At 66.1% G+C, this 5,561-nt stretch carries 5 protein-coding genes; all 5 read left to right on the top strand.

All coding sequences use genetic code 11. From position 1 onward, the window contains the following. The coding region (gene recO, locus ACXJ7R_RS23785) for a DNA repair protein RecO (RefSeq protein WP_457153976.1) at positions 1-728 on the top strand (728 nt) is incomplete at its 5' end. Further along, positions 725-1,243, top strand: a complete 519-nt coding sequence (locus tag ACXJ7R_RS23780) for a PaaI family thioesterase (RefSeq protein ID WP_457153975.1) — start codon at positions 725-727, stop codon at positions 1,241-1,243. The genes recO and ACXJ7R_RS23780, both read left to right, overlap by 4 nt. 82 nt (positions 1,244-1,325) lie before the next feature. Further along, the gene (locus tag ACXJ7R_RS23775) at positions 1,326-4,094 is read left to right on the top strand and encodes a DUF2339 domain-containing protein (RefSeq protein WP_457153974.1); all 2,769 of its coding nucleotides are present in this window, start codon (positions 1,326-1,328) and stop codon (positions 4,092-4,094) included. A gap of 161 nt (positions 4,095-4,255) precedes the next feature. Further along, positions 4,256-4,774: a sigma-70 family RNA polymerase sigma factor gene (locus tag ACXJ7R_RS23770; protein ID WP_457153973.1), complete on the top strand. Its 519-nt coding sequence runs from the start codon at positions 4,256-4,258 to the stop codon at positions 4,772-4,774. Further along, a partial coding sequence (locus tag ACXJ7R_RS23765) for an anti-sigma factor family protein (RefSeq protein ID WP_457153972.1) occupies positions 4,771-5,561 on the top strand: 791 nt, incomplete at its 3' end. The genes ACXJ7R_RS23770 and ACXJ7R_RS23765, both read left to right, overlap by 4 nt.

Genomic DNA, 5,561 nt, shown 5'->3' with positions numbered 1-5,561 from the left:
CCCGCAAGCATGGCGAAACCAGCGCCATTCTCGAGGTGATGACACGCGCGCATGGCCGTCATCTCGGCCTGGTGCGTGGCGGCYGCTCGCGCAAGCAGCAGCCCGTCCTCCAACCCGGCAATCGCGTCGACCTGTTGTGGCGGGCGCGGCTTGACGAGCATCTCGGCACGTTCCAGGCCGAGGCGATCGAGATGAACGCCGCCCGGCTGATGGACAGCGCGGTGGCAGTCTATGGGCTGCAGACCATGGCCGCGCATCTGCGCCTGTTGCCCGAGCGCGACGCTCATGAAGGTCTCTACGAAACGCTTGCCGTGATGATCGTCCATCTCGACGATGCCGACGCTGCCGGCGAACTGGTGGCGCGCTTCGAGCTTCTGGTGCTGGACGAACTCGGCTTTGGCCTCGATCTCAGTCAATGCGCCGCCACTGGCGTGCGGCAGGACCTTGCCTATGTCTCACCCAGATCCGGACGCGCCGTGTCTCGTGAAGCAGGCTTGCCATGGCGCGACAAGATGCTGGCGCTGCCGGCCTTCCTGCAGCGCGGCTCAGGCCAGCGTGGCGATCCGGCGGCGGTCGACGACGCCTTCCGGCTGACCGGCTTTTTCTTCACCCGCCACGTCTATGAGCCGCGCGGCATCGAACCGCCGGACGCCCGCGCCGGCTTCCTTGCCGCACTGCGCAAACACCACGCGCGCAGCAAGACCATAGCCGGAGAGAACGCAGCATGAGCAAGGTCGAATTGTATCCGGGCTGGGTCTCACCGCTCGGCCTCGGCACGATTCCGCATGCCGACATCCTGGAATACACCGGCCTGGACCTGCTGCAGCGTATCATCGACGGCAAGTATCCGGCGCCGCCGATCTCCTTCCAGCTCAACTTCGCGCTGACCGAAGTGTCGGAAGGACGTGCGGTGTTCCGTGGCGTGCCCAACGAGCGCCACCTCAACCCGCTGGGCAGCGTGCATGGCGGCTGGGCGGCGACGCTGCTCGATTCGGCATTGGGTTGCGCCGTGCAGACGCTGCTCGAAAAGGGTGAGGCCTATACGACCGCGGAGTTCAAGGTGAATTTGACGCGGCCCATTACACCGAAGACCGGCAAGGTGATCTGCGAGGGCAAGGTCGTCCACAAGGGGCGTACTCTGGCGGTGTCGGAAGCGACGCTGAAGGATGCCGGCGGCAAGCTGCTGGCTTTTGGCACCGAAACATGCTCGATCTTTCCCGCGGCCAATCTGGCGGCGCGTTGACTTTCAGGCCGTTTGGCCGCCGCATTTGAATGTCAGTGAGACTGAACGTCAGTGAAAACTGGCCCGGTTTGGGGGAACCGCCATGTTTGAAAGCCTGATCGGCCTTGTCGCCATCATCGCCTTGTTCGTCATCATTTCGCGCCAGCAGAACCGCATCGGCCTGATCGAGCGCGAGCTTGGCGCGCTGCGCAGCTTTGTCCTTTCGGGCGCCGCGCCGCTGGCGGCCAAGCCGTCCGAACAGGCAACCGCCGACAGCGCGCCGCCCGCCGATGTGGCTCCGGCCGTTGCGGCCGCGGCCGATATCGTCCTGCCGGCGGTGAGCGAGGCGGTCGCTGCGCAGGCACCGGTTGCCGAGGCGGAAGTTCCAACCGGCGAGGCCGTGTCCAGGCCATGGGCGCCAAGTGATGCGGCGCCGAAGGCAGCAGAACCTGCCGAGCCGGCCGCGGCAGCGAAAGCCGCCCGCCAGTCGGATGTCGAAACGGCACTCGGCACCCGCTGGGCGGTCTGGGTCGGCGGCATCGCGCTGGCGCTGGGTGGCCTGTTCCTGATCCGCTACACCATCGAGGCCGGCATTTTCGGCCCCGGCGTGCGGCTGACCATGGCCGCTGTTCTCGGCCTGGTGCTGGTCGCCGGCGGCGAGTTCATCCGCCGCACCGGCTTCAAGGTGCCGGTGCAAGGCGTTGCCGGCGCCTATATTCCAGCGATCCTGACAGCGGCCGGTGCCTTCATCCTGTTCGGCACCGTCTATGCCGCCCATGGCATTTACGGCTTCATCGGCCCGGCGCTCGCCTTCACGCTGCTCGGCGCCATTGGCGTGGCGACCATTGCGGCAGCCCTGGTCCATGGTCAGGCGCTGGCCGGCATTGGCCTCGTCGGCGCCATGGTGACGCCGATGCTGGTTGCCTCGCAGGCGCCCAATCCCTGGGCGCTGTTCGGCTATCTCGCGATCGTGCTTGCCGCCACCGGCGTCATCGCCCGCATGCGCGACTGGACGTTGCTGATGGCGGCCGCCTTTTTCGGCACCGGTGTCTGGACCATCCTCTACATGACCGATGCGCCGGTCGCGAACCTCTCCACCATCCTGTTCATCGACGCCGTCACGCTGGCGGTACTTGCGTTTGTCTGGCTCGGCCGTCGTGGCGACGAGGCCGGACCAGCCAGGGCTTTCGACTGGCCGTCCATCGTGCCTGGCCTCTTCGTCGCATTCTCGGCGCTCGGCCTGTCAGTCGACCCGGTCTTCGCCGCAGCCGGCGATGCCTTGCCGGGCGCCGTGCTGATCGCCGCAATGGTGGCCGTCGCGCTTTATCGCCCACTGGCGCTGCCGCTCCTCTATGCCGCAGGACTGGTGACGGTGATGATCTATCTCGGCATCATCCCGCCGACTTCGATCGCCTCCGACTTCTCGGCCGGCGCTCTGGGCGTCGATGGCTTGCCGGTGGCCACGTCCAACGCGCTGACATTGCGTATCGGCATCGCGCTTGGCCTGGTCTTCATAGGCGCCGGCTTCTGGGCCGCCCGCAGGTTCGCCGCCGCGACACAGATCCGCGCGGCCTCATGGGCGGCGTGGGGCGTCATCGTGCCGCTGCTCGTCCTGCTGGCGCTCTGGTTCACCTTCGGCAATCTCGATCGCGACTTTGTCTACGCCGCCGCCGCCGCACTGCTGGTCGTGGTTTTCACGGCCGGCAGCGAGTGGATCGCACGCAGCGAAGAGCCGCCTCTCACCGGCGGCGTGGCGGTGTCGTTTGCCCTGGGCGGTGCGGCCGTCGCCGGCCTCCTGATGCTGCATATGGCGTTCAATTCCGGCTGGACCACCATCCTGCTCGGCGCAGCGGCGATCGTGCCGACGCTGGCGACGCGCTGGCGTTCCTATCCGGTGCTCGGCTGGATTTCGGTTGGCGCGGTGATTGCCGTGCTTGGCCGCGTCGCCTTTGACCCGACCATTGTCGGCGCAGAGTTCCTGTCGACGACGCCGGTCTTCAACTGGCTGCTGCCGGGCTACGGCGTGCCGGCGCTCGCCTTCGGTTTCGCCGCCTGGCAGCTTGCCCGCACCACCAACGGCCGCCCACGCCTCGCCATGGAAGCGGCGGCGGCACTGTTTGCGCTGCTCACGCTCGCCATGCTGGTGCGCCACGCCATGCATGGCGGCGTCATCGACACGGGTGCGATGACGCTCGCCGAGCAGGCGATCTACACGCTGATCGCCATTGGCGCCGGCGCCATCCTTGTCGCCATCGACATGCGCTCGCCAAGCTCTGTGCTGCGCTATGGCTCGATGGCGGCGGGCGTGGTTTCGGTGGCCTTCATCGTCATCCGGCATTTCGTGGTGCTGAACCCGTTGTTCACCGACGAATCGACAGGCCAGATCCCGGTCTTCAACCTGTTGTTCCTCGCCTATCTCCTGCCGGCCATCGCTGCCGGCGGACTGGCGCTCTATGCCAGGGACAAGCGGCCGAAATGGTATGCGCAGATGCTGGCGCTGGTGGCGGCCGTGCTTGCCTTCGCCTACGCCACCCTGTCGGTGCGGCGTCTGTTCAAGGGCGAGTTCATTGGCCTGTGGAGCGGCCTCGGCCAGCTGGAAACCTACACCTATTCGGCGCTGTGGTTGGTGATCGGCGTGGCGTTGCTCACCGCCGGCGTCTGGCTGAAATCGCAGGTGCTGCGCATTGCCTCGGCCGTGCTGATCTCGGTCGCAGTGCTGAAGGTCTTTGTCTTCGACATGTCGGAGCTGGAAGGCGTGTTGCGGGCGTTGTCCTTCATCGGCCTTGGCGCCGTGCTGATCGGCATCGGCCTGTTCTACCAGCGCCTGCTGACGCGGGCGGCAAGAGAGAAAATATCGGTCGGAGAGCAGTGACGACAGGAACTCAATTTAGCCGGGAATAAAACGGCCCGTCATCTCGTTATCTCATTGCTTGGGTGACCGGGGCGGCGGACCGCTTCGCGCTGGCCGCTTGCGCCGCGCCGAGAAGGCGCGTTCAATATCGGATCAACAAGGGCGACCCAGAACCAGCGGTCATGCACGAAAAGAAGGCAGCAATCCTTGGCGAAATACCGCGACTGCGCCGCTACGCACGCTCGCTTGTGCGCGACCGCGATGCTGCCGACGATCTCGTTCAGGATTGTCTCGAGCGGGCGCTTGTCCGGCTCGACAACTGGCAGACGGGAGAAAGCCCCAGGAGGTGGCTGTTTACGATCATGCATCATTTGTTCATCGACCAGATGCGCAAGGTGAACCGACGCGGCGAGGCGACGATGCTTCCGCTGGAAGCAGGCGAGGCGGTGGCCCAGCCTGCCGAGCAGGTGGAGAGCATCGCTTCGCGCGAGATCATCGACGCATTGCAGGCAATCAGCCCCGACCGCCGTGCGGCTCTTGTCATGGTCGCCATCGAAGGGTTTTCCTATGCCGAAGCCGCCAACATTCTGGGCGTCCCCGCAGGCACGCTGATGTCGCGCATTGCGCGCGGGCGTGAGGAATTGCGCGGGCTGCTGGACGACACGGCGCGCCGTCGCGCAATAAGGATCGTCGAGAAATGATCCGCCGCGACTTCTCCGAACGTGACATCCACATGGCGATCGATGGCGAGCTGCCGGCTGACGAGCGCGCCGCCTATGATGCCTGGCTCGACGCCAATCCCGAGATGAAGGCCAGGAGCGCCCGTTTCACCGCCGATCGCACGGCATTGCGCGCCGCCTTCGCCGGCGTGCTGGACGAACCCGTCCCAGTGCGGTTGCGCAAGGTCGTGTTCGGCGAGACGCCGGTCAAGGCTGCGGCCTCGCGCTCGCGCTGGTGGCTTGCCGCCGCGGCGGCCGTTCTTGTGGTCGCCGGCGGGCTTGGCGGCTACCTTGCCGGCATCGACCGCATCGGACAGGAGAATCCGGCCGAAGATCAACTGGCCGAACAGGCAATCGCGGCCCACGTCGTCTTCGCCGCCGAAAAGCGGCATGCGGTCGAGGTGCCGGCCAGCGACAAGGATCATCTCCAGACCTGGCTGTCCAACCGTGTCGGGTTGAAGCTGGTGGCACCGGACCTGACCGCGAACGGTTTCCAGCTGGTCGGCGGCCGGTTGTTGCCGGCCGGAGAAAGCAAGGCCGCGATGCTGCTCTACGAGGACGACAAGGGCGAGCGCATATCTCTCTTCGTCACGGCGCAATCGGCGCAGAATGCCAAGGGCACCTATGCATCGGCGCAAGACGGTCCCCAGGCCGTCTACTGGCTGGACAAGGGCTATGGCTGCGCCGTCGTCGGTTCGCTGCCAAGCGAGCAATTGGCCGTCGTGGCAAAGAGCGCCTATGGCCAACTTCTGGCTGGCCTGGCCAGTTG

The sequence above is a fragment of the Mesorhizobium sp. P5_C1 genome (assembly GCF_054049815.1).
This window is presented reverse-complemented; position numbering and strand designations above follow the sequence as displayed.